We start from the raw sequence: 26,345 nt of genomic DNA, 5'->3' as shown, positions 1-26,345 counted from the left end.
CATGTCGCGCTCCTGGTTGAAAATCGCCGCGTGCCTCACAGCCGGCCTTTACCTCGCTCCGGCGGCCAGCTCTATTCAGTGGCCGCAAGGTACAGCGCTTTCTCCATCCAGCCTGCCCGACACATTGTTGTCCGCTCAAGCCCACCCTGAAGAAATGGTCGTCGCCGCTGTCACAGCCATCCGCCAGGACCGACTGGCAGATGCCGACCGTCTGGTCGATGCCCTCTTGAATGCACGTCCTAATTACCGACTGGCTCATCTTCTGAAAGGCGATTTGTTGTTGGCCCGTGCGCAGCCTCTTGCTGGCATCGGCAGCGCTCCGCCAGGCGATGAAAAGCTCGACGACCTACGCCAGGAAGCCAATGCACGTATCCGGCGCTACAGTGCTCCTCCACCTACGGATGCCATTCCCGCCAATCTGCTGCAACTCAATAGCGAGCAACGCCACGCAGTGGTGATCGATGCAAGCCAGTCCCGGCTTTATCTATACCGGAACGACAATGGCGTGCCGCGCTATGTGCTCGACTTTTACATGACCATCGGCAAGCTCGGCTTCGACAAGAACCGAGAAGGTGACCAACGTACACCGTTGGGTGTGTATTTCGTTACTGGGCATATGCCGCGGGAACAACTGGACCAGACTTATGGTAAGCGTGCCGAACTCTATGGTGTAGGTGCCTGGCCGCTTAGTTATCCCAATGACTGGGATCGCCAGCAGGGGCGTACCGGCAGCGGCATCTGGCTGCATGGTGTGCCCTACGACACCTATAGCCGGGCGCCAAAGGCGTCTAACGGTTGTGTTGCGTTGTCCAACCCGGATATGACCGCTTTAGGTGAATATCTGGTGCCCGACACCCCTGTCGTTATCACACCCTCCATCGAGTGGTTGGCACAGAACGACTGGCAAAACCGCCGAACAGCCGCCCAAGCTGAATTGGAAGCATGGCGGCGCGATTGGGAAAGCCTGAATACAGCTAATTATCTTGGGCATTATGCAAGTGACTTCCGTAGCGGCAAGATGAATCTGGCGAGTTGGAAGCAACAAAAAGCCGGAGTAAATGCAGGTAAGGAATGGGCGAAGATCCGCCTGGATAGCCTGAGCTTATTCAGCTACCCCACACGTGATGGCGGTGGCCTGCTGATGGCAAATTTCGACCAAGACTACCAAAGCAGCAATTTAAATACGCGCAGTAAAAAGCGCCTTTATTTCAAACAGGAAGCGCAAAACTGGCGCATCGTATTTGAAGGCTCGCTCGGTTAAACGCTAATCATTGATTACTGTGAATTGGAAATAAATAACCCGTCTCTTGGACGGGTTATTTATTTGAATACTGGTGGTTTATCAAATCACCAAGCCGCCATCTACCGATAAGACTGCACCATTGATATAACTTGCATCATCGCTGGCGAGGAAAAGATAAACGCTGGCGATTTCATCTGGCCTGGCCAATCGACGCATGGGCACTTTTTCCTCCATCGCCTGAATCACCTTCTCTGGCATGTCTTTCAAGATTGGCGTCGCTACAAACCCCGGACATACCGCATTTGAGCGAATACCCTTCTTACCTAGCTCCTTTGCCCAAGTCTTGGTGAATCCAATCACACCAAATTTAGCGGCTGCATAATTGGTCTGACCAAAATTGCCATATAGACCTACGACGCTGGATGCATTGAGAATAACACCGCTGGCTTGTTCAATCATTGTGTCGAGTACAGCCTTCGTGCAGTTATATACACCCTTCAGGTTGATATCGATCACTCTGTCAAATTGCTCCTCGGTCATTTTGCTCAACTGGGCATCAGCAACGATGCCGGCGTTATTGACCAATACATCAATACGGCTCCACTGCCCCTTGACCCCAGCGACCATATTCGCGATTTGCGCTTTGTCCGTTACATTTACGACATAACCAACAGCCTGACCGCCATTACCGACGATCTCACTCACTACGCTATCAATACCGGCTTGGTTGATGTCGCAGACAACTACACGCGCACCTTCCTTACCGAAGCGTACGGCTGTCGCATGACCGATACCACTGGCTGCACCCGTAATTACCGTAACTTTGTCCGCTAATCGCATAGATCCTCTCCCTAAGCTTGCTGCGTTATTGCAGCGATACACATACGAGTACACAAGAGGGAACGCAGCGCCCCTTTCGGGACACTGCGTTCTGTCTGCTCCATGCTTCTTCTTTGTATATATTCGCTTGAGCGGCCATTGCGGCGGCTCGGGAGACGGCGTTTTAACAACTTGCCGGCTTGATCGCCCGAATATTTTTTATTGGGCTGACTGAAGATGTGCATAACTATAGTACGCCCAACTTAGAGCAGCAACTCAAAAAGTGAACTTTTACCATGTAATCACGCATTTGATGTGTGATTACAACAGTTCAGCCTAGAGTAATTACGCAATTCCCTGACTGTTTAGATAGTCCTCGTAACCACCCATGTAATGAACATAGCTACCGTCTCCTTTTAGTTCAAGTACTTGAGTAGCCAGAGACGACACAAACAGGCGATCGTGCGACACAAATATCAATGTGCCCTTGTACAAGTCCAATGCAAGGTTCAAAGATTCGATCGATTCCATGTCCATATGATTGGTCGGTTCGTCCATTACCAACACATTAGGCTGTTGCAGAATCAGCTTGCCATACAACATCCGGCCCTTCTCACCACCGGACAGCACCCGCACTGACTTCTTTGCATCATCGCCACTGAACAAAAGCTTACCCAACACGCCGCGGATAACCTGATCATCGTCACCGGGTTTGCTCCACTGCTTAAGCCAGTCAAACAGATTGTCATCCGTATCAAAGTCTTCTTCATGATCCTGGGCGAAATAGCCGACTTCTGCTTTCTCAGCCCACTTCACGTTACCGGCATCGGCTTTCAACACACCTACCAGCATTTTCATCAAGGTCGACTTACCCACCCCGTTGCCGCCAATCACCGCGAGCTTCTGACCTGCTTCAAAGATCAGATTCAGGTTCTGCAACAATGGCTTATCGAAAGACTTCGACAAACCAGCGGCTTCAAATGCTTGTCTGTGGAGTTTGATCTTGTCGTCAAACTCAAAACGCACATAGGGGTTCTGACGTGAAGAAGGCTTTACCTCAACCATGCCTTCCTTGAGCTTGTCCGCTAGCTTCAAACGGCTGGTAGCCTGACGGGCCTTGGACTTATTGGCAGAGAAACGGGCCGCGAACATCTGCAGTTCCGTAATGCGTTCCTTGGCTTTGGCGTTTGCACCCAGCTGACGTTCACGCGCCTGGGTACTGGCTTCCATGTAATCGTCGTAGTTGCCGGGGTAGAGCTGAATCGTGTTGTAGTCAAGATCAGCCATATGCGTACAGACCTGATTCAGGAAGTGCCGGTCATGCGAAATGATCACCATCGTTGAATTACGCTCGTTCAACGTTTCTTCCAACCAGCGGATGGTGTTGATATCCAGGTTATTGGTCGGTTCATCAAGCAGCAATACATCCGGGTCTGCAAACAATGCCTGGGCCAGCAATACGCGCAACTTCCAACCGGGAGCCACTTCGCTCATCGGGCCATTGTGCTGCTCTGTAGGCACCCCAGCCCCCAAAAGCAACGCGCCTGCGCGGGCTTCAGCGTCGTAGCCGCCCATTTCGCCGAACTTCACCTCCAGGTCGGCCGCGCGCATATAATCATCTTCTGTTGCCTCGGGGTTGGCGTAGATGGCATCCTTCTCATGCTTCGTGGCCCAAAGCTCGGCATGGCCTTGCAACACCACATCCAAAACACGCTGATCTTCATAAGCAAACTGGTCCTGACGCAGCTTACCCAAGCGCACGCCAGGGTCTAGGCTGACGTTACCTGATGTGGGTTCAAGGTCCCCACCCAGAATCTTCATGAAGGTTGATTTACCCGAACCATTGGCGCCGATCAAACCGTAACGGTTCCCGCCGCCAAACTTGACCGAGACTTTTTCAAACAGCGGCTTGGCGCCAAATTGCATGGTGATATTGAAGGTGTTGATCACCGCGAAACTCCAGGCTAGCGTGGCGTAAAGCACGCATGACAAATCAAAATAAAAATCCGCGCATAGCGCGGTGCGAAAATATTAAGTAATTTTACCATACCCCTTGGTTTCAACTTAGGATGGCCTTCCTCGTCTGCCACAATTAAAACATGTTCGATTTCAAAGGTTTGATCGACACACTGCGACGTCGTTCACACGATGACGAAGATACGGAGCCATCAGCCACCAAGTTGATCGGCGAGCTGCCGCGCGACCAGACTCTGCTCGCGCTCACCGAGATCGTAAAAGCGCTTGCTGAATTAAACCGCAATGCCAAGATCGGCCTGAAGGAGCGCTTTCGCGCTGTCCAGGCTTTTGACGACAAAGCACGCCCCTTGATGACACTGCTGATCAGTGTATTTCAAGGGAAGAAGACCTTAGAGGGCATTCCGGGCCGCCAAGTTCTACCCAGCCTGATTGCCTGTTGGCAGGAGCTCGGTTCCGCTTACAAACTTTGCCTGAAGCAACATGCCCAGCAACCGGCCGCGCGCTTTGCTGACGATTCCGAATTGATCACCTTACGTGCGATTGCGTATTACGCGGAACAGGCACGCTGGGCCTACTTGCGCCACCATGAACCCGAACTGCGTATCTGGCGCAATCTGAACCATCTCTTCTTGATCGCGGATTCCGCCGAGTTTGCCTACAAGGACATAGCACGCTATCCCGATGAGGCGCCCAGCCCCATCGTCAACTACTACATGCAGATCGTCCTGCTCAAACTGAGCGAACCCGAACGGCGGCGTACGGAAGACCTTGCCTTCATCAACCACATACTGCCCCGCTGTGTTGGACTGATCCGGCCGGAAAAGATCATTCGCGTACGAGAGCAAAGCTACGCCGTCAACCTCGACGATACCCTGCCGCCCGTGAAACTACGGCGAAATATGGTAGGGGAACGGTATCGTTATTTTGATACGGAAGCACTCGGCGAGCATTTCCGCTCGCTCAGCCCTCATCCCATGGACAGCGCCGCCCTTAATCCAATCGAGTTGGCACTACGTGAACAGCTGCTGGCTGACTTGGCCTTGGTTTACTCCCATACGGGACTTGGACGTAGCAGACGCAGCGAGCGCCTTAACAAAGAAATACCTGCCACAGTGGCGGTAGGCCTCACACAAATCGCGCAGGCACTACAGTCGGCCACCAAAGAAAGCACATGGGAAGCTTGGACGCTGGGCGACGAAAGCAGCAACGGAATCGGAATGCATTACCGCCCCAGCTATGACGACCATCTGGAAGTTGGCGACGTACTGGTACTACGATATGACGGACATACAGGGTTAAACGTCGTACGCCGGCTGGTCAAACTCCGGGATGGCCAAATACGGGTTGGGGCGGAAAAAATTGCGCCGCAGGTACAACCCGTGACGCTACAGGTCACCGGACAACCCAAACCTGTCTGGGCGCTATATTGCCCGGAATCCCCCCACAGCAACCGCTTGTTGCTGTTGGATAGTCCGCTCTACCAGCGCCAAAACGAATACATCATCAGCGCAGGGCCACAGCATATCCGTGTAAAACTTGGGCCTGTCCAGGAACGCTTGGCTAAATATGTGCTTTGTACCTTCCACGTACTGGAAAAGTCGGTCGACCCGGTTGCCCCTAAACCACCCGCCAAATCGTAATACACACGTGGCTCCCTAATCAGGCAGCCAGACCTCCCCACGCATCAGAACCCGCGCAGTTCGGGTCATACGTGCCGCCTGAATCTGCCCCGCCTCCAACACCAGTTCGATCTCGTTGATTCCGCTAGGGTGACCAAACTGCAGCGCACGACCAATAAGCGGACCATCAATCAATGTCGATACCAACGTACCCGGCATAGCAGCTGCCGCACCAAGCGCGATAGTACCGGTGCCAGTGAACCCAGCGTGCAATTTGCCCATTGAAACCGTACGCGCCATCAGGTCAATCTGCCGCGCTTGCACGGTATTCCCATCCAAGGCCAGATAATCCTTAGGCAACGCAATCCACGCAAGCTTGGGTGTTGCTGGCCGGGCAGCCGCTTCCGCCAATGTAGTCGCCAACCCCATCCGTACCGATCCGTACTGGCGTATCAGTTCCAGCTTGGCCAGCATTACCTCATCCGCATTGAGTTCAACCGGCATCTCAAGACCAGTCAGCCCCAAATCCTCTGCACGTATAATCACCAGGGGATTAGCCGCATCAATCAACGTAGCCGGTAGCGGACCTAAAGAAGGAATATCAAGCGAATCACAGGCTTGCCCAGTGGGGAACAAGCCTCCTGAAGCACTGCCGGCAGGGTCTAGGAAATCCAGCTGGATCGGCACCCCATTAAAAGCAACGCCATCCAGATGATAACTCCCTGACTGGGCTGGCACGCCGTCACACATCGGTACCCTGGCCAAGATGCGCTTACCGGTATTTGCCTGCCAGATACGCACACTCGCTTCACCGTCGCGCGGTGCTTTCACCAATCCATCCAATATTGCCGCAGGCCCTACTGCAGCAGACAAGTTGCCGCAACTGCCTGACCAATCAATCAAACCCGACTCAATGGCCACGTGGCCGAACAAATAATCCACATCGCAATCCGGTCGGCTGGACTTACTGAGCAGCACCACTTTGCTGGTGGATGAGATACCCGTACCCAGGCCATCGATCTGTCGCCCATAAGGGTCAGGACTACCTATCAGTCGGGCCAACAGACGATCCCGCACTGATGGGTCGCTGGGTAGATGGTCTGTGAGAAAAAATACCCCTTTTGACGTCCCACCCCGTAACAAAGTGGCATGAATACGCCTGAGTAACATGGCTCTACTTCGTACCCAGCAAAAGCGTGGTCGCCAGCCAACTGATCACGCTGTAAACCAGCGCTCCCACAATTGCAGTACCAAAGCCCGGTATGCTAAAGCCCTGCAACACTTCGGCAACCAGCCAGAAACAGAATCCGTTGATTACCAAGGTGAACAAACCCAAGGTCAGCAGATTCACCGGCAAGGTCAATACCAGCAGCACAGGCCGGATCAACACATTGACCAAGCCCAGCACCATCGCAATCAGCAATGCACTCCAGAAGCTGGCCACCTGAATAGACGGCATGAGATATGTCAGCAATAACAGACTGACCGCGTTGATCAACCAAACAGCGAGTAATGTCATGATATTTCCTTATTAATCCGGGTTACCCATTGCCCGCAATGCAGCCAATCGGGCAAGGCGTACTGCCTCGGGTATCAGCGTTTTATCGGCAGTAGCCGCAGCCACTGCCCCGGCATCCACCGCAAATGCAGCATCACGGCAGGCTAGCAGGTATTCAGCCTGTGGATAAGGCTCGGCTTCCATATCCTTCCTGCCACGTGCATCGGCAATGCAGGCATCCAACAGACGTTTGAATCGGTCTGGTTTTCGTAAAGCATCGCAACGTCCCAGCAGCTCCAGTATCGTGGTCGATCTCAACTTCTTGGCGCGATGAATATTGCAGTGTTCACGGCAAACCAGCATTGCCAGATCACGACAATCATTCGGCGCTTTGATACGCTCGCACAGCGCCTCTACCAGCGCAACACCATTGCTTTCATGCCCAATATGGCGAGGCCACTCCTGTTGTGGCGTCAGCCCCTTGCCAAGATCGTGGCAAAGCGCGGCGAAACGTGTATCCAAAGGCCAGTTCTGGCTGGCGGCATAATCCAGTACACGCATCACATGGTCACCCGTGTCTATTTCCGGGTGATGTTGTGAAGGTTGTTGCACACCCCATAACGCATCCAACTCAGGCATCAGTTTTGCCAATGCACCGCATTCGCGTAACACCAGGAACATGCGCGACGGCTGCTCTTCCATCAAGCCCTTGGCTACCTCCGCCCAAACCCGTTCAGGCACCAGATGATCAACCTCACCCATCGCAACCATCTCACGACATAAAGCCACCGTTTCAAGCGCAACAGAAAAACCAAAACGCGCTGCGAAACGCGCCAAGCGCAGAATGCGTACCGGGTCCTCCACAAAAGCCGGGCCAACATGCCGTAGCGTGCGTCTTGCCAAGTCCTCCTGACCGCCATATGGGTCGAACAACTCACCACTTTCATCTTCCGCCATAGCGTTGATGGTCAGGTCGCGCCGGGCCAGATCATCTTCCAGCGTCACATCAGGGGCAGCATAAACCGTAAAGCCCTTGTAACCACGGCCAGACTTACGTTCAGTGCGGGCAAGCGCATATTCAGCCTGGGTCTGTGGATGCAGAAAAACCGGGAAATCTTTGCCCACGGCCCGAAACCCTTCTGCCAGCATCTGCTCTGGCGTCGCCCCCACCACAACATAGTCACGGTCTTTGACCGGCAAACCCAACAACTGGTCACGCACAGCGCCACCAACGGTATAAATCTTCATGAACTTCCAGCTTTGCTATTGAGTCTTGGGCATTGTAGCGCCACAAACGAATAGGCCTACAATCGCAACTCTGCACGGGCTACTGAATACCGAAGGAACCTCTCATGCGCATCGCACACGACATCACCGAGCTGATTGGCAACACGCCGCTGGTGCAACTAAACCGCATCACCCAAGGCTTACCCGGTCGAATTGTCGCCAAGTTGGAATTCTTCAACCCGTCGCACAGCGTGAAGGACCGCATCGCCGTGAGTATGATCAATACGGCAGAAGCAAGTGGGGCGCTTAAGCAAGGTGATACGGTCGTAGAGCCCACCTCCGGCAACACCGGTATTGGTCTTGCAATGGTGTGCGCTGCCCGTGGCTACAAATGTGTACTGACTATGCCTGAGACCATGTCAAAGGAACGACGGGCGCTTCTGCGTGGCTACGGTGCAGAATTGGTACTGACACCGGGCCCCGAGGGGATGAGCGGCGCGGTTGCCAAAGCCAGGGAACTGTCGCTTGCCAATAGATGGTTTATGCCACAACAGTTCGAAAATCCAGCCAACCCCCAAATTCACCGGGAAACCACTGCAGAAGAAATTTGGGTGGATACTGATGGCCAAGTCGATATCCTGGTATCCGGTGTCGGCACAGGCGGCACGATTACCGGTGTGGCCGAAGTCATCAAGCCGCGTAAGCGAACATTTCAGGTGGTTGCCGTTGAGCCCGATGCCAGCCCGGTGCTCAGCGGCGGTACCAAAGGACCCCACCCCATCCAGGGCATTGGTGCGGGCTTTGTGCCGGCAGTACTCAATACCAGCCTTTACGATGAAGTCCTTCGCGTAAAAAACGAAGATGCCTTCATCATTGCCAAGCGCATGGCAACGGAAGAAGGACTGCTCGTTGGTATTTCCTCCGGCGCTGCGGTATGGGCTGCCATGCAGGTTGCCAGCCGGCCGGAAAACACCAATAAGTTGATCGTCGTGATCATCCCTTCATTTGGTGAGCGTTATCTTTCCACTGCCTTGTTTCAGGGTCTGACGGACTAATTGTTACTAAACAAAAACGGCCTAAGCAGGCCGTTTTTTGTTTGAATCAATGAGAAATCAGACAGGCTGCAGCAAACGGTGTCTGGACAGTCGATCCAGGAACCAAGTCAAACCCAACGCCGCAACGGTCAACCCAACGACCAGTGCAATCCAGAATCCCTCTGCAGCCATGGGTTGAGCCGGCTTCCAGGGTAACCATGCAGGAGCCAAGCCTAGTACACAACCCAACGGCAGCGCGAAGCCCCAAAAAGCAGCCAGATGAATCAGCATTGGCGGACGCGTAACCTTGTACCCCCGGATCGCACAGCTGGTGGAAACCTGGGTTGCATCAGACAACTGAAAGACTGCGGCAAATACCAGCAAGTGGGCTGCAATTGCCGCCACGCTGATATCTGAAGTGTAGAGCCCCGCAATTTGATGATTGAAAAGCGCAATTAGGCACGCCGAAACAATCGCAAAGCCGAACGATAATCCCACCCCTACCCACGAACGGAACCGCGCAGCAGCCGGGTTGCCTTCACCCAACGCCTGCCCGACGCGCGTCAGCATCGCCACCCCAAGACTCATCGGCACCATGAAGACCAGCGACGAAAAATTCAGTGCTATCTGGTGCGCCGCAACCTGGACCGTACCAAATTCAGCCACTAACAGCGCAATCAACCCAAAGGAGCTGGATTCGGCAAAATAGGTAACACCGATAGGCAAACCGATTTTGAGGAGGTTGCGAATCTCAGGCCAATGCGGTGCTTCAAAACGGTCTAGTGGCCAGGAGCTGCGATAAACCGGCGCCCGTTTCATCCACCATACCATTGCCAGCAGGTTGAACCAGACGCACGCCAGCGTGGCGAAAGCACACCCTACTCCACCTAAGGCTGGCAAACCGAACTTGCCATAGATCAGCATCCAGTTCAGCAGCACATTCAATGCGAGTGCCCCCAAAGCGATCATCATCATCGGTTTGGTTTCATTCAGACTGGCACTGTATCCATACAGCACCCGGTAGCAGGCAAACGCAGGCAAGGCAAAGCTGATCACATGCAGGAATTGCTTGGCTCTCTCGGCAACAATCGGCTCGATCTGCATATGGTCGAACACCAACGTTGAAACATTGGCAGCCACCATCGCCAATAAGCCGATTCCCAATGCCTTCCAAAGCGCTTGGCGTACCACATGGGGAATCCGCTCGTATTCGCCAGCCCCAACATGGTGGGCAACGATGGGATTGACCGCCATCATGACACCCATCAGGGTCACCAGCAGAATCGTCCAGATCGAAGCACCAAGGGACACCGCAGCGAGATCCTGTGCCGAAGCGTGGCCAGACATGGCGACATCCGCCACAGCCATGCCCACGCTGGCTAATTGTCCAACGAGTATGGGCCAGGACAACTGCCAAAGCGCAAGGGCTTCGGCTTTGATTGTCGTATTGTGTTCAAGGGTATGCGACATAGGGGAAATTGCGCATTGCGAGGTATAGGGGCGCATATTGTACGCGTACCAAGCCGTCTATACAGGTACAGCCTTTCGGAGACTGGCTTCGCCGTACCGGAAATCGATAGAACCTGTTCATTTACCTGTCGCAAACAGCACATGAACGCTGATTACAACTGCGCAGCAAGATCGTGAACAGGTTCTAAATGACTATCCTCCTACTTGGGCAATCATCGCCTCACTTGCCAGCACGCGGCCGAACCGCTGGCTGATTGCCAGAGTTTCGTTCAGCGACAAATCCAGAATCAGAAGGCTGCCATCCTCCTGCCGTTTCACTTCGGCATCAAGGTAAAGTGCTACCTCGCGCGCCTTGGCCAATTGGGTCTCATAGCCTGGCTTTGGCCACAAGCATAGCCAACTACGCCCCGGGTAACGACGCGCCAGTTGCAACGCACTTGGTGGGGATTGAGCAGGTTCCGGTACAGCTGTGGTAGGAAGTGGGTTAACACTGTTGTAAGGCGTGGTATCGAGGCAATCAAACATGGGCAAACTCCCGCTGGTTAGTGACAGCGAAGCCCGTTGCCGGGCGGCGCTTTAGCGGCTTTGGTTCGGCGGACTACCCGCCACGCGCCCCGCAAGTTGTCGATTAAATCGGCGCGTTGGTACAAAAACTGAAAAACAAAAAACCCGCTGCACTCTTCAGTGGCCAGCGGGTTCGCGCTATCTGAGCTGCAAAGGCAGCAGTAAGGTCAGCGTCCCACGCTTTAGCCGAATTTATTAAGCGCCCGCAAGCTGTTAGGTCAAATCAGCGCTATGGACTGAACTCTAGGTGCGAATAAGCCGAAGTGTCAAGCACTAAGAGTCTGTTTCAAGTCTGCCATGCGTCGGCAATACGGCGTTGAAAACACCCTCGGAATGCTCATTTACCATTAGTAAACTCCGCTTCTTCGGCTGTCTTCGTCTTGTCTTGCTTTAGCTAGCGAGACTTTGCAAGCTCTAAAGGTGCCTTTACTCTGGCGCCCTGGAGTCCAACATCAGCGTTACAGGGCCATCATTGACCAGACTTACCTGCATATCGGCACCAAAGACACCGGTTGGTACGGATTTTCCAATCGCGGTAGTCATAGCCGCCACGAATCGTTCAAACAATGGCTGCGAAATAGCGCCCGGTGCAGCTCGGCTCCAAGATGGTCTGTTTCCCTTCTTGGCACTGGCGAACAAAGTGAATTGGCTGACTGCCAGTACCTCACCACCAGTATCGAGCAACGATCGGTTCATCACGCCCTCTTCGTCACCGAATATGCGCAGCTTGGCGATTTTCTGCACTAGCCATTCGATATCGGCATCGCTATCCGTCGCTTCGGCACCAATCAGCAGTAGCAAACCTTGACCGATTTGCCCTACTGTCTGCCCTGCCACGGCGACGGACGCCTGACTCACCCGTTGCAGCACCACTCTCATACAGCCAATGCCTTCGCCTGATTAAAGCTCACATAACCCACCACCAAGCGGTACAACGACCAGATCCAGGTTGCAGCACAGAGAATGGCAGCGAATGGAATACCAATAATTGTGAAAAACAACACGATAGCCACGGCATAACCCACTATCGAATACCAAAAAGTCTGGATCAACCAGGTGAAGTGCGACTCCAGCCAACTGCCGCGCGCCTCATCACGCTTCAGGTGGGCAATCAGCACACCGACGATACCGGTTGCCAATGCTGTAAACAGTGAGATGGCAATCAGGATGTAAACCGCGAGTACAAGATGGTTCAACGTGCGTTCGGTCTGTTCTGGCAACACGATATGCCCGGACATAAAGCCTCCATAGATTGAGAAGTAAAGCATTCACAGAGCTTAACAGCCTCGCTTTCAATGTGTATTCGGGTCTACGACAGGACGCTGTATACAGGGGATGAAAAGCAGACTAAGGCTACTGACACGGCAGAAAGTCATATAACGCTTTGGCTGTTTAAGCAAACCTTAAGTATAATGAATGAGAATAATTTCTAATACTTCTACTCCATTAGATACAACCGCTTAAGTACCTGGACGCGGTTGCCTGAAGGTCGTGATCAGAACTCATGGGCTGATCAAACAATCTACAGGTGCGCCAGCAAGTTCTGAATAAGTTCCCACTGCTCAATGCACCTACCTCGTTTTTACCAAGTGACTGTCCACAGCATCATGTAACCAGACACTTACTCTTTGTCTGTACGTTTCTTCTTGAAAGGGTTCTATTTTCATGCGCTCGCTGTTCCAATCTGTTCTGCTTGCAAGCCTCCTCTCACCACTCTGCGCAATGGCAGCCGAAACCCCCGTAGGTAAACCTCAATTGGTAGCCGGCATGGAAGTGGCAGTAGTCTATTTGCAACCAGTGAAGATGGAGCCAGCAGGCATGATGCTGGATGCAGCCAAGTCGGATATCCACCTCGAAGTCGACGTGCATGCTACGAAGAACAACCAGAATGGTTACGCCGAAGGTGACTGGTTGCCTTATATGTTGGTGAAGTATGAGCTGCAAAAAGTAGGGGGCGCCAAACAGGCCGGGGAGCTAATGCCTATGGTGGCCAACGATGGCCCTCACTACGGCGACAATTTGAAGTTGCAGGGCCCTGGCAAGTACAAGCTGAAAATATCGGTCCTGCCGCCCAGTGCCAACCCGCATGCCCACTATGGCCGTCATGTAGACAAGGAAACCGGCGTAGGTGAATGGTTCAAGCCGGTGGATTTGAACTATGAGTTTGTCTACGCCGGCACCGGTAAAAAAGGCGGCTATTGATTACCTCACCTTACCCAGGAAGCCCTATTGTTGCCCACACCACAGAAAGCTGATGGGGTAAGCGTAATACTGAAACCCGCCTGCCCCTTTGAATCAGTTCTTAGAATCGATTCAAAGGGGCAGCAAAGGGTCGGAATATTCCATGAAAACGTCCCTACTGTTCGCAGCTTTAATCACCGCTATCGGTGTCTCCCAAGCCAGTGAAGAAGTCACATTGCAACTGGTAGCACGTGACGGCAAGTTCTTCCCGCCCAACCTGACCGCGCCTGCTGGTAAAACGATACGGATCGAAATCAGCAATGCCGGCAATACCCCTATCGAATTCGAAAGCCTGAGTCTACGTAAGGAAAAGGTGCTCGGCCCAGGGGCGAAGTCGGTGGTGGTTCTTCGTTCGCCATCGCCCGGCCAATACAAATTCTTTGACGACTACAACCCGGCAACGAGCCAGGGTGTACTCACCATCAAGTAAGCAGCACCCACCCCGTTCTGCACGTAAGCAAAAGGAACTCATCATGATGGGGCAGGTCCTCTTCATCGTTTGGCGCGAAAGCGTCGAAGCCTTGCTGATTATCGGCATTCTGTACGCATGGTTGCGCACGCATCCGGAGGCTGCGCACGGTCGGCGTTTCCTTTGGGGCGGCATAGGTGCAGGCATCGTGCTGGCACTGCTGTTGGGTAGCGCTATCCTCGGTTTTGCCGAGTTCTTTGAAGGCGAAGCGCAGGACTACTTCCAACTAGGCATGATGCTCTTAGCTGCAGGCTTGATCGTACAAATGGTTTTCTGGATGCGGCACCATGGCCGCACCCTTCGGCGAGACCTGGAAAGCAGCATGGCGCAACGCGCACAGCAGGCAAACTGGTGGGGCATGCTGGCCCTAGTTGCGTTGGCGATCGCCCGCGAAGGTAGCGAAACCGTTATTTTCCTTTGGGGGCTGGGGTCGGCGCAGCAAGGCTTGCAGATCGCTGCCTTTGCAGGGTCTGCATTGTTGGGGTTTATCTTGGCGTTCGCCACCTTCTGGTTGCTGCAGCTAGGCGGCAAAGTGTTTTCCTGGCGAGCCTTTTTCCGATTTTCCGAAGCCATGTTGCTGCTTCTGGCGGGTGGTCTGCTGGTAGGCAGCATCGAGCGGATGATTTCGTTTGGTTGGCTCCCCGCGTTGGCCGACCCTATCTGGCATAGCGCTTGGCTGTTGGACGACAGCACCAGTGTTGGCAGCTTGGCTGCAAACCTGACCGGCTACCGGGCGCAACCTGCACTTACCACGCTGCTCTGTCTGGCTGCCTATTGGTTGCTGATGCTATGGCTGCTACGCCGTCGGCCAAGCACCGCGCAAAGCTGAGTTCGTTTTACCGGGGTATATCCCCTTGCTAGCCAACGCCATGCAAATCATCAGTTTCCATCCCAAGCTCCCTTCTTCCCGTCAGCGCCTGGCAGGTTTGGGAGAAGCCATGCGCCGCCATAGAGCCTGGATAATCGGTTTGCAGTGGCTGGTTGTCCTGGCTTATGCAATCCTGCTGATCGGGCCCGCCATGCTGCCCGTACCCGATGAGACTGCACATGTCTTTACCAACCTGACTGTATTCGCCCAGTTTGCTTTTTGGGGTATCTGGTGGCCGTTTGTACTGCTCAGCATGGTTTTGCTCGGCCGGGTCTGGTGCGGCGTGCTCTGCCCGGAAGGCGCGCTAACCGAATTCGCCAGCCGGTGGTCACTCAACCGCCCTATTCCACGCTGGTTGCGCTGGGGTGGATGGCCCTTTGTCGCCTTTGCCGGTACCACAATCTATGGCCAATTGATCAGCGTCTACCAGTACCCCAAAGCCGTGTTGGTAGTGCTGGGCGGTTCCACCATCGCAGCCGTCATCATGGGGTTGCTCTATGCACGCGAAAAGCGCGTCTGGTGCCGCTATATGTGCCCGGTAAATGGTGTGTTCGGCCTGTTGGCCAAGCTTGCACCATTGCACTTTCGAGCCGACGAAGCCGCCTGGAAGGCCAGTCTCGGTACACGTACACCTGCCGTCAATTGTGCCCCCTTGCTGCCCTTGCGTACGCTCGACAGCGCGAGCGATTGCCATAGCTGTGGCCGATGCAGCGGACACCGCAATGCCATCCAACTGGAGGGCCGCTTACCCAACAGCGAGATCCTCGGTCAAGGAAGACAGGACGCCAACCTTTGGCAGAGCCTGCTATTGATATTCGGCATGATCGGCTTGGCGATGGGTGCGTTTGAGTGGTCCGCCAGCCCCTGGTTGATCCATACCAAGCAATACCTCGCCGAATGGCTGATCGAACGCGACATCCTCTGGCCCTTCAACGACAGCGCGCCTTGGTGGCTGCTTACGCATTACCCAGAGCTGAACGACAGTTTCTCGTGGCTGGATGGCGCAGTGCTGCTGGGTTACATGCTGGGGAATATGCTGGTACTGGGTGGCATTGTCACTGGCCTGCTTATGCTTGCCACCCGTATTCTCGGTGCCGGACGCACGGTATTTCACCACCTTGCGCTCAGCCTTGTACCGTTGGCCGGTTGCGGCCTGTTCGTCGGCTTAACCGCAACCACTGTTACCTTGCTGAAGGCAGAGCACGTACCGCTGTTCTGGGTTTCACCCACCCGCGCCATATTGCTGGCCACGGCGACACTTTGGACGCTCTACCTGGGTTGGCGAATCTGCAGCCAATACAGCAACACGCTTACCCGGTGCACCTTGGCTTGGCTCTGCCTCACCTTGGCTTGCGGAGTGATTGATCTGGGCTGGATAACATGGTTCTGGTTGTGGTGAATCGATCCAAGCCTATTTAAGGCTATCTGTAACGATACAGGGTACCCCCTCTCTCGAAGGGGCTGCCTTCTTCAACCATACTGAGGACGGGTCAGCATTCCACTACGTTGACCGGTACTTCGACGATATCGATCGCCAAACCACCGCGGGCAGTTTCCTTGTACTTGATGTGCATGTCGCGGCCGGTATCACGCATCGTCCGGATTACCCGATCGAGCGAAATAAAGTGCGTACCATCACCGCGCAAGGCCATACGGGCCGCATTGATGGCCTTGATGGAAGCCATAGCGTTACGCTCAATACACGGTACCTGCACCAAACCACCAACCGGGTCGCAGGTAAGGCCCAGGTTGTGCTCCATACCAATTTCCGCTGCGTTTTCGACCTGAGCCGGCGTGCCACCCAACACTTCGCACAATGCACCGGCAGCCATCGAACAGGCGGAACCCACCTCTCCCTGGCAGCCGACTTCCGCACCCGAAATCGATGCATTGGTCTTGAACAGGATACCTATCGCACCAGCCGTTAACAGAAAACGGACAATGCCGTCCTCATTGGCGCCGGGCACAAAGTTGGCGTAATAGTGCAGTACAGCGGGGATGATGCCTGCCGCCCCATTGGTTGGGGCTGTCACCACACGCCCGCCCCCTGCGTTCTCCTCATTCACCGCCAAGGCGTATAAATTCACCCAGTCGAGTACAGTCAATGGATCTCGCAATGCTGCTTCCGGCCGGCTCGACAACTGGCGCAGCATATCCGGTGCGCGACGTTTGACCTTCATCCCGCCCGGCAATATGCCCTCGGTACGACAACCACGCTGCACGCAAGCCTGCATGACGTTCCATATCTTCAGCAGCTTTTCCCGAATCTCAGCCTCGGTGCGCCAGGCCATCTCGTTTTCCAGCATCAGCTGACTGATAGACTTGCCATGTCGTTCGCTCAGGGCCAGCAATTGCGCCCCGGTGGTGAATGGATGGGTCAGCACCTCCGCGGTGGGCGGTGCAAAGCCGCCTTCAACCGCATGTTCATCGACAACGAAACCACCACCCACCGAATAGTAGGCACGGCGTTCCAGTTCGGCTCCTGATGCATCATAAGCCGTGAAGATCATGCCATTGGGGTGATAAGGCAACGACTTACGCTTGTGCAGAACTAGATGCTGCGATTCATCAAAAAGAATCAGCTGTTGCCCCATCAATTTGAGTTTCTTGTCCGACCGGATGGCAGCCACAATGCCCGGCACCGCATCGGTATCGACCAATTGTGGCTCTTCACCCAGTAAACCCAATAGCACGGCAATACCCGAACCGTGCCCCTTGCCTGTTGCACCGAGCGAGCCGTACAGCTCTGCCTTGACACTGGCCACATCCGCCAGCTTGCCTTCACGCTCGACACGCTGCATGAACTGCCGGGCAGCCCGCATAGGCCCCACGGTGTGTGAACTGGAAGGTCCGATGCCGATCTTAAACAGATCGAACACGCTGATAGCCATATTTCTGTCTCCAACGCACCTTTAAATGGCGCGGCTTCTAGTAGTAACTCTTAGAACCTGTTCAAAGTCCGCTCCGCGTCAGCGATACGGCGTTGAAAACATCCTCGGAATGCTCATTTACCACTCGTAAACTCCACTTCCTCAGCTGTTTTCGCCTTGTCTCACCCTAGCTCGCGAGACTTTGAACAGATTCTTGGAACCGGTTAATGATCTTGCTGCGCAGCCGTGGCCAGATTCTTGGCGCCTGCGCCGCTCAACCGATTTGTGCATGCAGGTTATGACCTGAAACGCTACAAACGGCCCGATTAAGCGAATCGCAAACACCGTATCCAACTTGCGACCACCGGCAATATGACGGGTTCTTTTTATCAGATAACATTTATTTACTTACAAATTTATTTATAAATGTAACGAATTATGATGTCTATTATCCGCGCCTCTTCACTGTTAGCTCAACCCAACCGGCTGCTCGGAGGGAAGAACCGCTGGAAATTTCTTCTGCGTAGCCTATCGCATTACCCCCTGGCCATGGGCTGGGCGAAACTGATTCAGTCCGACCCACGGTTGACTGAACTGGTTACGAAACAGCCGCATATTCTCTTAAAACTGCAGCGCCCTTACCTTCGTGCAAGCGTGCCGACCGCCCAAAAACTGAGCTGGCTACGCGAACATTACTACTGGATGCTTTTTCACTGGCCCTGGCAGTTCGTTCAAGCCATGTACCGCCAAGGCGAAGCAGAACTAGCCCAGTTGAACTGCGAGGATAACCTCTATCGCGTTGTTCTACGCCCTTGCGAGCGTTGCTCAAAGGAAGGCGAACTAGCGCTTTATTTCGAACGGAATGGTGAAACACTGGCCTTCCTCGCTTTCTCGGTACACAGAGTTGGCAAACACTGGACGGTCAATATAGGTTGCCTGCAGGGTCCCAGCCCAGAATTGGGATTGGAATTGGTAAAAACCGCCACGAAGGAGTGCCATGGCCTGCGCCCTAAACAGGCAGTGCTCATCGCCCTGTATGCCCTGATACGCCACCATGGCGTGCAGCAGACTGTTGCTGCATGCAACAGCAGCCACATTTATCAGCACAGCACACGACGCAACCAACGCGTGACGGCCGATTACGACAGTTTCTGGCAAGAAATGGGGGGCGTGCCAAATTATGCCGGGTTCGATCTCCCAGTTCTGCTATGCCGAAAATCGGTAGCCGAAATCGCTTCGAAAAAACGCGCGCAGTACCGCCGTCGCCACCAGCTAGAAGACCAGCTGGTTGCCGCCATTCAGGCCACCCTGCCGACTAGGTCAAAGTCCGCTCAAGTTAAACCGGTATCGATTTTCCATGAGCATGTGGAAGTACTCGACCAAGCAGCCTAATCAGAACCAAGTCCCTGCTCAACCAGCCAGATAGCAATCAAACCGCACGCTATCACCCTCCAGGCTATAGGCTGGCTTGATACCTGCGAGGCAAGGCGCATGGCGTGGCCGTTTCACCACGACCTTCTCTGTGGCCAATGCGCGTGCAGGCTGTAACAACAGGTCAGCATCCGCATCGGCACCGACTACTGCCTGAAACGCCTGCATCTCCTTCTTGGATAACGCCGACTTCTGCCGTGTTTCGGGGAACATCGGGTCGAGGTAGATCACTGCTGGCGACTCACCAGACCACGCGGTCAGCAAGTCGACTGCCGAACCATGGTGTAAGCGCATCCGGGCGACGACAGCCGCCACCTCAGTCTCTGTACTCGCGCGTTGCAGGCCATCTGCTAGCAATGCGGCTGCCACAGGCGAGCGTTCGATCAGGTCGACCTCGCAACCGAGCGACGCCAGTACAAACCCATCGCGCCCCAAGCCTGCAGTTGCATCGAGCACCCGGGGTGTCGCGCCAGCCTTCAAGCCACATGCCTTGGCCACACCTTGCCCGCGCCCTCCCCCATGTTTGCGCCGCCAATCGAGTACACCTTTTACAAAGTCCACCCAAACCGGGCCCGGCGCGCCTTTACCGAGGCTGTAAAGCGCCAGTTTCTCGGCATCCAATACCAGAGCATGGCCGTTATCCGGTAGTTCGGCTTGTAGTTGAAAGCCATATTGGGCAGCCAACGACGCAGCTTCGGCAGTACGTTCGGGCGCAAAACAAACCAGGGGAGGCAACATAATGGCGGGGCTGTATTCGGCAGCTAGGATTAAAGACACGATAAAAACCGGAGAACAACGTGCGACTGGCTATTATCGCATTCGTCGCCGGTGTCGTCTGGCTGCAGTGGCAAGCCAGCCTGCCCACAGTATGGCCTTACCTGCTGGCTACAGGTGTGAGTACGATCGTTGGTCACCATTGGCGCGCCTGCCGTATTGTCGCCCTGATACTGGTAGCAGCGAGCCTCGGTATCGCTTATGCCAGCTGGCGTGCCGAAATACGGTTGGCAGAACGGCTCCTACCCAGCCTCGAAGGCGAAGCAATCACTGTAACCGGTACTGTGGTCGGGCTTCCCCAATCAACACGATATGGCCCGCGTTTTCGCTTTGCACCCGACTCAGGGCAATCGGCTGGTCTACCACCGCTTCTGCTACTCAATGACTACGCCAGACCTGCGGACAAATGGCAACCAGGGCAGCGCTGGAGCTTACAGGTAAAGCTGAAGCAACCCCATGGCAATGCCAATCCTGGCGGCTTTGACTATGAAGGCTGGCTGCTTGCTGAGGGCATAGGCGGTACAGGCAATGTCAACAAACGGGAGCGCCAGCTGCTCAATGATTTTGTCTTCAGCCCTGTTCACGTACTACACCGACTGCGCGCAGCGCTGACAAGCCGCATCCAACACGTGCTGGACAAGCGTCCTTACACCGGGGTAATTATCGCACTGGTTGTGGGGGAACAATCTGGCATCAGCCAGGCGCAATGGCAGCTGTTCCGGGCCACGGGTATTACGCATCTGGTGTCGATCAGCGGTTTGCATATCACTCTGGTCGCCGGCCTTTTCGCCACTGTCGTCGAATGGCTTTGGCGTCGGTCCACCCGCTTGACTGCACGTTGGCCGGCACGCCGGGTAGCGCTTGCGGCCGGCGTATTGGCAGCCTTGATCTACAGCCTGCTGGCGGGGTTTTCAGTTCCTACCCAGCGCACCCTGTTTATGCTGACGACTGCAGCCTTGGCCATGCTCACCGGCCGGCACCTTGCTGTCTCAACCATATGGTGTGCCGCACTGGGCGCGTGCGTACTGTATGACCCATGGGCAGTACTGGCTGCGGGATTCTGGCTTTCTTTTTTTACCGTCGGGGCGATGTTATGGGCATTGGCAAGCCACCAGGATCAGGCTGAGGGTTGGAAAACCACGCTCATGCAATGGGGTGCAGTCCAGTGGGCTGCCACGCTCGGTTCCTTGCCATTGCTGTTGATATTGTTTCAGCAACTCCCACTCAGTTCCCCGCTGGCCAATGCATTGGCTATTCCCCTGGTCAGTGCGGTAGTTACGCCGTTGGCGCTGTTGGGGACATTGGAACCAACAGGCATTCTGCTGAAACTCGCCCATTTCCTACTGGACTTCGGTTGCACGCTGTTGACACCGCTGGCACACCCTGGCGGTATCTGGACGCAAGCACAACCCGCAAGCTGGACATTGCTGCCGGCAGGTCTTGCAATCGCAGTGCTGCTATTGCCACGTGGCGTACCAAGCCGCTGGCTGGGTGTGCTGCTGTTACTTCCGATCGCGTTCCCGATATTGACGCTAATACCCACCGGCAGCTTTCAAGCCACTGCATTCGACGTCGGGCAGGGGCTATCAGTACTGGTACAAACTCAAAACCATGCCCTGCTGTTTGATACTGGCCCTGAAGGAGGTGGCGGCAGGGTGGTGCCCGGCGCCCTCAGAGCAGCCGGGATAAAGCAACTCGATATGCTGATGCTGAGCCACGCGGACAGCGACCATATTGGCGCCGCAGCGGCAGTGCTTTCAACTGTACGCACATTGAAGATATCGGGTGTGCTGCCACAGCAGATACCAGCCAATTTACCCATGCCAAATCACGATGCTTGCCTTGCTGGTCAGCAATGGGAATGGGATGGCATACGCTTCGATGTTTTGCATCCGGCGCGAAAAGACATTGCTACCAGCGACAATGCCGCCAGTTGTGTGCTTAAGATCAGCAGCCCGGCAGGCAGCCTGATGATTCCAGGCGATATCGGCCGGGCTGAAGAAGCCGAATTACTGGCGCAATACCCTCAGCTGCAAACCGACGTGCTGCTCATACCGCACCATGGCTCGAACAGTTCGTCCTCCGCCCCCTTTATCTCGGCAGTCGCACCAAAGCTTGCCATTGCCAGCAATGGTTACCGCAATGCATTTCGCCATCCACGCGACGCGGTGGTAGAGCGATATACGACTGCAGGCGCAACGGTATGGCGAACTGACAGAGAAGGCGCGATCAGCCTGAATTTTACGCAGAATGGTTGGACTGCTTCCGCCTGGCGCGCCACCCACCTTCGTTACTGGCACGCCATTGAAGACCGTCAGGCCAAGCGGATAGTGGCAACAACCTGGTTGCCCTTACCTTGATAATCGAGCGACTCAAAACTCATTGCCCGCGCCATGGAAATGCCTCGACCATTCGGATCGAAAGCACGGGTCGGGTCAAACTGCATGTACTTGGTCCAGTCAAAACCTGCACCCTCGTCACACACTTGCACCCGCAGTAAGTCACCTTCACGTTGCACACTCACATGAACCCGCTTATTGGCGAACTCGGGCAACTTCTGCATGGCTTCCACCTCTTCACGCCAGCGGCCAGTCTGCATCATGGCTTTTTTATCGGCATAACCCAGCCCCAGATTGCCATGCTCGATCGCATTCACCATTAACTCGGTCAGCCCCATCGCTGCACGTTCCGGTAATTTTATCATGCGGCACAGCAGACCAGCCAGACGCTGCGCCTGGTCCAAAGTACTGAGCGAAAATTCAGCGTTGTTCAACAGGACCATGGCTTCAAGCGGGTTCTCTGCCGCACGCCGGACCGAATCGTGGGTCCGGTGTTGCGCCACCGCCGCCGCCACAATCGCCAGCAGGATGTCGCGCTCGAATGGCTTGGTCAGATAGTAATAAGCCCCGGCCTCCATCCCCTCCCGTATCGCCTCGGCTGACCCCACGGCAGTCTGCATGATCACTGGCAAGGTGGAGAGTTGCGAATTAGCCTGCATGCGGCGCAGCACTTCCATACCATTGAGCCCGGGCATCATACGGTCCAGCAGTACAGCTTCGTAACGCTGAGGGTTTGCCATCAAACAAGCCCAGGCAGCCTCGCCATCTTCCGCGGATTCAATGGTGTAACCCGCATCAATCAGGTGCTCGGCCAGAATCTCCAGATTGAATGGCTCGTCATCAACGAGCAGCAGGACCGTTGGCTTACTGTCATCCATTTCTGGCTTCCTTGTTCATAGCGCAGGTTACTTAATCTCTTGTCTTGTCGGCACAGTGCAGACACGGGGACGTGATTTAACGGTGAGTCGGGCTAAGTACACAATAGCCAAGAACCTATTCACTGTCTTACTGTACATCCGCAGCCCTGGCGCACGGTTGGCTCAGAAACGCCATGTGCCTGAGTCCATTCCGTTTTTGAAAATTATTTATGAGGGAATTCAAGCCCCCCGCGTATTCATATCAGACTGGGTAAAAACAACGGGAAAGGCAGCTTTCAACGTGCTTGTAGAAATACATAGGGCTTCGAGCTGCTACCAAAAACCCAACCAAACCCAAAGCAGCCATCCTGCAAACTACGTGATCTATGTAAGTGAGCATGACATAGATGTAAACGTACGCAATCCGTACGGCGAGGTTAGTAAAGTCACTTTAAGGTTTGATGTAGTCATGCCAAGTAGCCTGGACCAGACTAATGAGAAATATCTATCCATATACCTACTTATTGCGGCTTCTTGGCAAATTGACATGGTCATTTCTGCCGGCTAACCTGCGCGCCCCGTGATTTTTGAAAGTATTTTCTGCCAACGATGCGCCATGCGAGTGATATACGCAATTAGGTAGGCTCTTCTTTACCTTACTGGCTTTATTGTTGGCAGACTCATTGATCCTGGAAAATTGTTTCTCACCCTTAGTTTTCACTCTGTTTCAGATTACCGCTGGCTAGGCCAAATACAGTGCCTTCACTGGTAATTCAATTGCTTACAGAAGCTAATTTCTATTTAGAACAATGCAGATGCCAAGGAATAAATACAAACACAAGGGAATGCCGCCGATTCTGTTCGCCCTATTAATGGCGACATCGCTTACTACCTCTGCCGACTCCTCGTACTACAGCGAGGCCACCTGGTTATATAACGGCGAGGGCTATCCAGAAAAAACATTTGCCGGCGCCAAGGAAGGCACGATGAGATTCAACCGGGGCTATGGGCCTGGTTGTGTCAAAGACGATTGGATTTTTTTAGGTCGCGATTACTCACAAGCCGGTTGGAAATGGAATCACCCAGGTTTTCCAACGTGCGATATGAATGCTGATCGCTACATCCAGGCAAGATGCACCATGAAGTATATCAACACTACTTCAGACGATGCTTGGTGCACGCCTTGCCCACCTGATCACTACCTTGTTACGGGAACCAGCAACGCACCTCGTTGCCAACCTTTATCTAAAGATGAGAAACAGCCCGGTGAAGAGGATGAAGCAAATCGCGGAGATTCCTGCAATAACAAGTCAGGCAATCCAATCAACACAGCAACCGGTAATAAATTCCAGCGCGAATTGGATTTCCCCACGGGTAATCGCATTCCCTTTACACGCACCTATAACAGTTCAGCGGGTACCTTAGATTACGGTCTCGGGAAAGGCTGGAATCATAACTGGCAAGCGCGTGTCCTCCCCCTTTACGTAACAGTCATTGCCAAGCCTGGTGATGTTGATCCAAGTTTTCCTTGGCCCGGGGAAAACAATAATCCACCCATTGTCAGTTACTACCGCCTCGAAAGACCAGACGGCTCTGCTGTAAGAGTGAATCGGGAAGGTGTGCTTTCAGACCCAATCAATCGGCGCAATCTGAAATTCGAGTTGTACAAGAGCGGTTTCAAGATCACTACTCCCTCCGCCACCGAGCAATACAACGACAAGGGCTATTTGACATCAATTGCCTATGTGGGTTGGCGTACTTACAACCTGACCTACCAGAACGGCTTACTGAGCCAGGTCAGTGAGGTTGGTTCTTCGTATACCTTGATTTTTAGCTATGACGCCAATAAGCACTTAACAAAAGTAGAAACCAATAGCAAAAACAGCGTCAGCTACGGATATACCACCAGTGGTTTGTTGACCAGCGCAACCTTTGCCGATGGCAAACAGCGCAAATATGTATACGACGATGCCAAAGCGCCTGGCTTGCTGGCTGGCATTATTGATGAGTCACAAAAGCGCTTCGCAACGTGGGCTTATGATGAATCTGGTCGTGCTGTTCGTTCTGAACATGCTAACGGTACTGAGGTGGTTACCCTGACGTTTGGTGGTGATGCCACCGCTAAATGGACTGATGAAGTATCAGCTTCCGGTGCCGCACGCCGTTACCAATTCATTAAGCAAGGCAAAAATTGGTACAACGCTGGCAACAGTCAGCCTGGTGGCGCTGGCTGCAACGCCAGCAATAGCCAGCTCAAGTACGATGATCTCGGTAACGTGACAGAGAAGACTGACTTCAATGGCATCGTTACCCGATACAGCTACCAGCAACATGGCCATAAAGAAATAAGCCGAACCGAAGCAGCGGATAAACCTAAGCAAAGAGTGGTAACCACAAACTGGCATAGCAGGTTTCATCTTCCAACCAGTATTCGTGAACCTGACCAAGTTACTGACTACACCTATGATGCCAAGGGTAATCTGACTGCCAAGACCTTGTATAACATGGCCAATGGCAATACACGTAGTTGGAGTTGGACTTACGATGATCTAAATAGGCTGACCAGCGCCAAAGACCCAGCCAGTCGTGTTACTACCTATACCTACGACGCCAAGAGCAATCTGGCCACCGTAACGGGTCCGAACGGTAAAACCACCCTCTACACCCAATACAATACCGATGGCCTGCCACTCAGCATCACCAGTCCCAACGGTGTCGTCACTACCTTGGCTTATGACCCACGGGGCCGTTTGATCAGTCAGACGGTCGGCACGCTGACGACCGCCTACAGCTACGCCCCCACAGGCTTACTCAGTACTGTCGCCACGCCAGATGGCAATCAACTGACCTACTCCTACGATGATGCCCACCGCTTAACCGGTGTGCGCGACAAGCTCGGCAACAGCATCCGCTATGTGCTTGATGCGGCCGGCAATCGTACCCGTGAAGAAATCCAGGAAGGCAGCAGCAATCTCAGTGCGCTAACCAAGCGCATCGACGCTGATCTGCTGGCCTTTACTCAACCTGTTCCGCAAGCAAGCTAAA

At 54.1% G+C, this 26,345-nt stretch carries 23 protein-coding genes; 11 read left to right on the top strand and 12 right to left on the bottom strand.

Annotated features, from left to right (window positions below; genetic code table 11):
* Position 1 precedes the first annotated feature (1 nt).
* A complete protein-coding gene (locus ACUHMQ_RS02125) occupies positions 2–1,261 on the top strand; it encodes a L,D-transpeptidase family protein (protein WP_445293792.1) in 1,260 nt (419 codons plus the stop codon).
* An 81-nt stretch (positions 1,262–1,342) separates the two neighbouring features.
* On the opposite strand, the gene ACUHMQ_RS02120 is transcribed toward ACUHMQ_RS02125, so the two are convergent.
* Together ACUHMQ_RS02120 and ACUHMQ_RS02115 are read right to left on the bottom strand one after the other, a co-directional pair.
* A complete protein-coding gene (locus ACUHMQ_RS02120) occupies positions 1,343–2,083 on the bottom strand; it encodes a beta-ketoacyl-ACP reductase (RefSeq protein ID WP_445293791.1) in 741 nt (246 codons plus the stop codon).
* A 324-nt stretch (positions 2,084–2,407) separates the two neighbouring features.
* Positions 2,408–4,012: an ABC-F family ATPase gene (locus ACUHMQ_RS02115; RefSeq protein WP_445293830.1), complete on the bottom strand. Its 1,605-nt coding sequence runs from the start codon at positions 4,010–4,012 to the stop codon at positions 2,408–2,410.
* Between the two features lie 149 nt (positions 4,013–4,161).
* Here ACUHMQ_RS02115 and ACUHMQ_RS02110 point away from each other — a divergent pair, with 149 nt between their 5' ends.
* Positions 4,162–5,679: a cyclic-di-GMP receptor FimW-related protein gene (locus tag ACUHMQ_RS02110; RefSeq protein WP_445293790.1), complete on the top strand. Its 1,518-nt coding sequence runs from the start codon at positions 4,162–4,164 to the stop codon at positions 5,677–5,679.
* A gap of 15 nt (positions 5,680–5,694) precedes the next feature.
* On the opposite strand, the gene ACUHMQ_RS02105 is transcribed toward ACUHMQ_RS02110, so the two are convergent.
* Genes ACUHMQ_RS02105 through ACUHMQ_RS02095 form a run of 3 tightly spaced genes read right to left on the bottom strand, consistent with a single transcriptional unit; the run spans position 5,695 to position 8,404 of the window.
* Positions 5,695–6,828: a 2-methylaconitate cis-trans isomerase PrpF family protein gene (locus ACUHMQ_RS02105; protein ID WP_445293789.1), complete on the bottom strand. Its 1,134-nt coding sequence runs from the start codon at positions 6,826–6,828 to the stop codon at positions 5,695–5,697.
* Positions 6,829–6,832: 4 nt separating this feature from the next.
* Positions 6,833–7,177, bottom strand: coding sequence for a phage holin family protein (locus ACUHMQ_RS02100; protein WP_445293788.1), 345 nt, complete (start codon positions 7,175–7,177; stop codon positions 6,833–6,835).
* A 12-nt stretch (positions 7,178–7,189) separates the two neighbouring features.
* Positions 7,190–8,404: a multifunctional CCA addition/repair protein gene (locus ACUHMQ_RS02095; RefSeq protein WP_445293787.1), complete on the bottom strand. Its 1,215-nt coding sequence runs from the start codon at positions 8,402–8,404 to the stop codon at positions 7,190–7,192.
* Between the two features lie 104 nt (positions 8,405–8,508).
* On the opposite strand from ACUHMQ_RS02095, the gene cysK reads away from it, so the two are divergent.
* Positions 8,509–9,438 (top strand): cysteine synthase A, encoded by a 930-nt coding sequence (gene cysK / locus ACUHMQ_RS02090; RefSeq protein WP_445293786.1) that lies wholly within the window; start codon positions 8,509–8,511, stop codon positions 9,436–9,438.
* A gap of 57 nt (positions 9,439–9,495) precedes the next feature.
* Here cysK and ACUHMQ_RS02085 read toward each other — a convergent pair whose 3' ends face one another.
* From ACUHMQ_RS02085 to ACUHMQ_RS02070, 4 genes are all read right to left on the bottom strand, one after another.
* Positions 9,496–10,887: an MATE family efflux transporter gene (locus tag ACUHMQ_RS02085; RefSeq protein WP_445293785.1), complete on the bottom strand. Its 1,392-nt coding sequence runs from the start codon at positions 10,885–10,887 to the stop codon at positions 9,496–9,498.
* Between the two features lie 192 nt (positions 10,888–11,079).
* Complete coding sequence (locus ACUHMQ_RS02080) at positions 11,080–11,412, bottom strand: hypothetical protein (RefSeq protein ID WP_445293784.1); 333 nt, start codon at positions 11,410–11,412, stop codon at positions 11,080–11,082.
* Between the two features lie 465 nt (positions 11,413–11,877).
* Positions 11,878–12,330 carry a D-aminoacyl-tRNA deacylase gene (gene dtd / locus ACUHMQ_RS02075; protein ID WP_445293783.1) on the bottom strand — a complete coding sequence of 151 codons (453 nt, stop codon included), beginning with the start codon at positions 12,328–12,330 and terminating at the stop codon, positions 11,878–11,880.
* The gene (locus tag ACUHMQ_RS02070; RefSeq protein ID WP_445293782.1) at positions 12,327–12,689 is read right to left on the bottom strand and encodes a DUF4870 family protein; all 363 of its coding nucleotides are present in this window, start codon (positions 12,687–12,689) and stop codon (positions 12,327–12,329) included. Before ACUHMQ_RS02070 ends, dtd begins: the two co-directional genes overlap by 4 nt.
* A gap of 427 nt (positions 12,690–13,116) precedes the next feature.
* Here ACUHMQ_RS02070 and ACUHMQ_RS02065 point away from each other — a divergent pair, with 427 nt between their 5' ends.
* From ACUHMQ_RS02065 to ACUHMQ_RS02050, 4 genes are all read left to right on the top strand, one after another.
* Positions 13,117–13,653, top strand: a complete 537-nt coding sequence (locus ACUHMQ_RS02065) for an iron transporter (protein WP_445293781.1) — start codon at positions 13,117–13,119, stop codon at positions 13,651–13,653.
* A 142-nt stretch (positions 13,654–13,795) separates the two neighbouring features.
* Entirely contained in the window at positions 13,796–14,122 is a 327-nt protein-coding gene (locus ACUHMQ_RS02060) for a cupredoxin domain-containing protein (protein ID WP_445293780.1), read from the top strand.
* A gap of 43 nt (positions 14,123–14,165) precedes the next feature.
* Positions 14,166–14,990 (top strand): FTR1 family iron permease, encoded by an 825-nt coding sequence (locus tag ACUHMQ_RS02055; RefSeq protein ID WP_445293779.1) that lies wholly within the window; start codon positions 14,166–14,168, stop codon positions 14,988–14,990.
* A gap of 40 nt (positions 14,991–15,030) precedes the next feature.
* Positions 15,031–16,428 carry a 4Fe-4S binding protein gene (locus ACUHMQ_RS02050; RefSeq protein ID WP_445293778.1) on the top strand — a complete coding sequence of 466 codons (1,398 nt, stop codon included), beginning with the start codon at positions 15,031–15,033 and terminating at the stop codon, positions 16,426–16,428.
* 91 nt (positions 16,429–16,519) lie between these two features.
* Here the strand turns inward: ACUHMQ_RS02050 and ACUHMQ_RS02045 are convergent, their stop codons facing one another.
* On the bottom strand, positions 16,520–17,920 hold the full coding sequence (locus tag ACUHMQ_RS02045; protein WP_445293777.1) for an L-serine ammonia-lyase: 1,401 nt from the start codon (positions 17,918–17,920) through the stop codon (positions 16,520–16,522).
* A 417-nt stretch (positions 17,921–18,337) separates the two neighbouring features.
* Here ACUHMQ_RS02045 and ACUHMQ_RS02040 point away from each other — a divergent pair, with 417 nt between their 5' ends.
* Positions 18,338–19,291: a VirK/YbjX family protein gene (locus ACUHMQ_RS02040; RefSeq protein WP_445293776.1), complete on the top strand. Its 954-nt coding sequence runs from the start codon at positions 18,338–18,340 to the stop codon at positions 19,289–19,291.
* 18 nt (positions 19,292–19,309) lie between these two features.
* Here ACUHMQ_RS02040 and ACUHMQ_RS02035 read toward each other — a convergent pair whose 3' ends face one another.
* The gene (locus ACUHMQ_RS02035; protein ID WP_445293775.1) at positions 19,310–20,107 is read right to left on the bottom strand and encodes a class I SAM-dependent methyltransferase; all 798 of its coding nucleotides are present in this window, start codon (positions 20,105–20,107) and stop codon (positions 19,310–19,312) included.
* A gap of 20 nt (positions 20,108–20,127) precedes the next feature.
* On the opposite strand from ACUHMQ_RS02035, the gene ACUHMQ_RS02030 reads away from it, so the two are divergent.
* A complete protein-coding gene (locus tag ACUHMQ_RS02030; RefSeq protein ID WP_445293774.1) occupies positions 20,128–22,464 on the top strand; it encodes a DNA internalization-related competence protein ComEC/Rec2 in 2,337 nt (778 codons plus the stop codon).
* Here the strand turns inward: ACUHMQ_RS02030 and ACUHMQ_RS02025 are convergent.
* Positions 22,419–23,321, bottom strand: a complete 903-nt coding sequence (locus ACUHMQ_RS02025; RefSeq protein ID WP_445293773.1) for a response regulator — start codon at positions 23,319–23,321, stop codon at positions 22,419–22,421. The two genes, ACUHMQ_RS02030 and ACUHMQ_RS02025, sit on opposite strands and share 46 nt — an antisense overlap.
* Positions 23,322–23,496: 175 nt before the next feature.
* On the opposite strand from ACUHMQ_RS02025, the gene ACUHMQ_RS02020 reads away from it, so the two are divergent.
* Together ACUHMQ_RS02020 and ACUHMQ_RS02015 are read left to right on the top strand one after the other, a co-directional pair.
* Positions 23,497–23,868, top strand: a complete 372-nt coding sequence (locus ACUHMQ_RS02020; RefSeq protein WP_445293772.1) for a hypothetical protein — start codon at positions 23,497–23,499, stop codon at positions 23,866–23,868.
* 247 nt (positions 23,869–24,115) lie between these two features.
* Positions 24,116–26,344: a DUF6531 domain-containing protein gene (locus ACUHMQ_RS02015; RefSeq protein ID WP_445293771.1), complete on the top strand. Its 2,229-nt coding sequence runs from the start codon at positions 24,116–24,118 to the stop codon at positions 26,342–26,344.
* Position 26,345: the final 1 nt, after the last annotated feature.

Source organism: Chitinimonas violaceus (genome assembly GCF_052601015.1).
The sequence above is the reverse complement of the archived record's forward strand: the minus strand, read 5'-3'. Positions and strand labels throughout refer to the sequence as shown.

What these genes read in the sequence shown, in the direction of transcription:
- ACUHMQ_RS02060 (WP_445293780.1), top strand. Translation starts at nt 13,796, where the DNA reads ATGAAAACGTCCCTACTGTTCGCAGCTTTAATCACCGCTATCGGTGTC.
- ACUHMQ_RS02120 (WP_445293791.1), bottom strand. Translation starts at nt 2,083, where the DNA reads ATGCGATTAGCGGACAAAGTTACGGTAATTACGGGTGCAGCCAGTGGT.
- ACUHMQ_RS02085 (WP_445293785.1), bottom strand. Translation starts at nt 10,887, where the DNA reads ATGTCGCATACCCTTGAACACAATACGACAATCAAAGCCGAAGCCCTT.
- ACUHMQ_RS02045 (WP_445293777.1), bottom strand. Translation starts at nt 17,920, where the DNA reads ATGGCTATCAGCGTGTTCGATCTGTTTAAGATCGGCATCGGACCTTCC.
- ACUHMQ_RS02080 (WP_445293784.1), bottom strand. Translation starts at nt 11,412, where the DNA reads ATGTTTGATTGCCTCGATACCACGCCTTACAACAGTGTTAACCCACTT.
- ACUHMQ_RS02025 (WP_445293773.1), bottom strand. Translation starts at nt 23,321, where the DNA reads ATGGATGACAGTAAGCCAACGGTCCTGCTGCTCGTTGATGACGAGCCA.
- ACUHMQ_RS02110 (WP_445293790.1), top strand. Translation starts at nt 4,162, where the DNA reads ATGTTCGATTTCAAAGGTTTGATCGACACACTGCGACGTCGTTCACAC.
- dtd (WP_445293783.1), bottom strand. Translation starts at nt 12,330, where the DNA reads ATGAGAGTGGTGCTGCAACGGGTGAGTCAGGCGTCCGTCGCCGTGGCA.
- ACUHMQ_RS02095 (WP_445293787.1), bottom strand. Translation starts at nt 8,404, where the DNA reads ATGAAGATTTATACCGTTGGTGGCGCTGTGCGTGACCAGTTGTTGGGT.
- ACUHMQ_RS02040 (WP_445293776.1), top strand. Translation starts at nt 18,338, where the DNA reads ATGATGTCTATTATCCGCGCCTCTTCACTGTTAGCTCAACCCAACCGG.
- ACUHMQ_RS02015 (WP_445293771.1), top strand. Translation starts at nt 24,116, where the DNA reads ATGCCAAGGAATAAATACAAACACAAGGGAATGCCGCCGATTCTGTTC.
- ACUHMQ_RS02100 (WP_445293788.1), bottom strand. Translation starts at nt 7,177, where the DNA reads ATGACATTACTCGCTGTTTGGTTGATCAACGCGGTCAGTCTGTTATTG.
- ACUHMQ_RS02125 (WP_445293792.1), top strand. Translation starts at nt 2, where the DNA reads ATGTCGCGCTCCTGGTTGAAAATCGCCGCGTGCCTCACAGCCGGCCTT.
- ACUHMQ_RS02050 (WP_445293778.1), top strand. Translation starts at nt 15,031, where the DNA reads ATGCAAATCATCAGTTTCCATCCCAAGCTCCCTTCTTCCCGTCAGCGC.
- ACUHMQ_RS02055 (WP_445293779.1), top strand. Translation starts at nt 14,166, where the DNA reads ATGATGGGGCAGGTCCTCTTCATCGTTTGGCGCGAAAGCGTCGAAGCC.
- cysK (WP_445293786.1), top strand. Translation starts at nt 8,509, where the DNA reads ATGCGCATCGCACACGACATCACCGAGCTGATTGGCAACACGCCGCTG.
- ACUHMQ_RS02105 (WP_445293789.1), bottom strand. Translation starts at nt 6,828, where the DNA reads ATGTTACTCAGGCGTATTCATGCCACTTTGTTACGGGGTGGGACGTCA.
- ACUHMQ_RS02070 (WP_445293782.1), bottom strand. Translation starts at nt 12,689, where the DNA reads ATGTCCGGGCATATCGTGTTGCCAGAACAGACCGAACGCACGTTGAAC.
- ACUHMQ_RS02065 (WP_445293781.1), top strand. Translation starts at nt 13,117, where the DNA reads ATGCGCTCGCTGTTCCAATCTGTTCTGCTTGCAAGCCTCCTCTCACCA.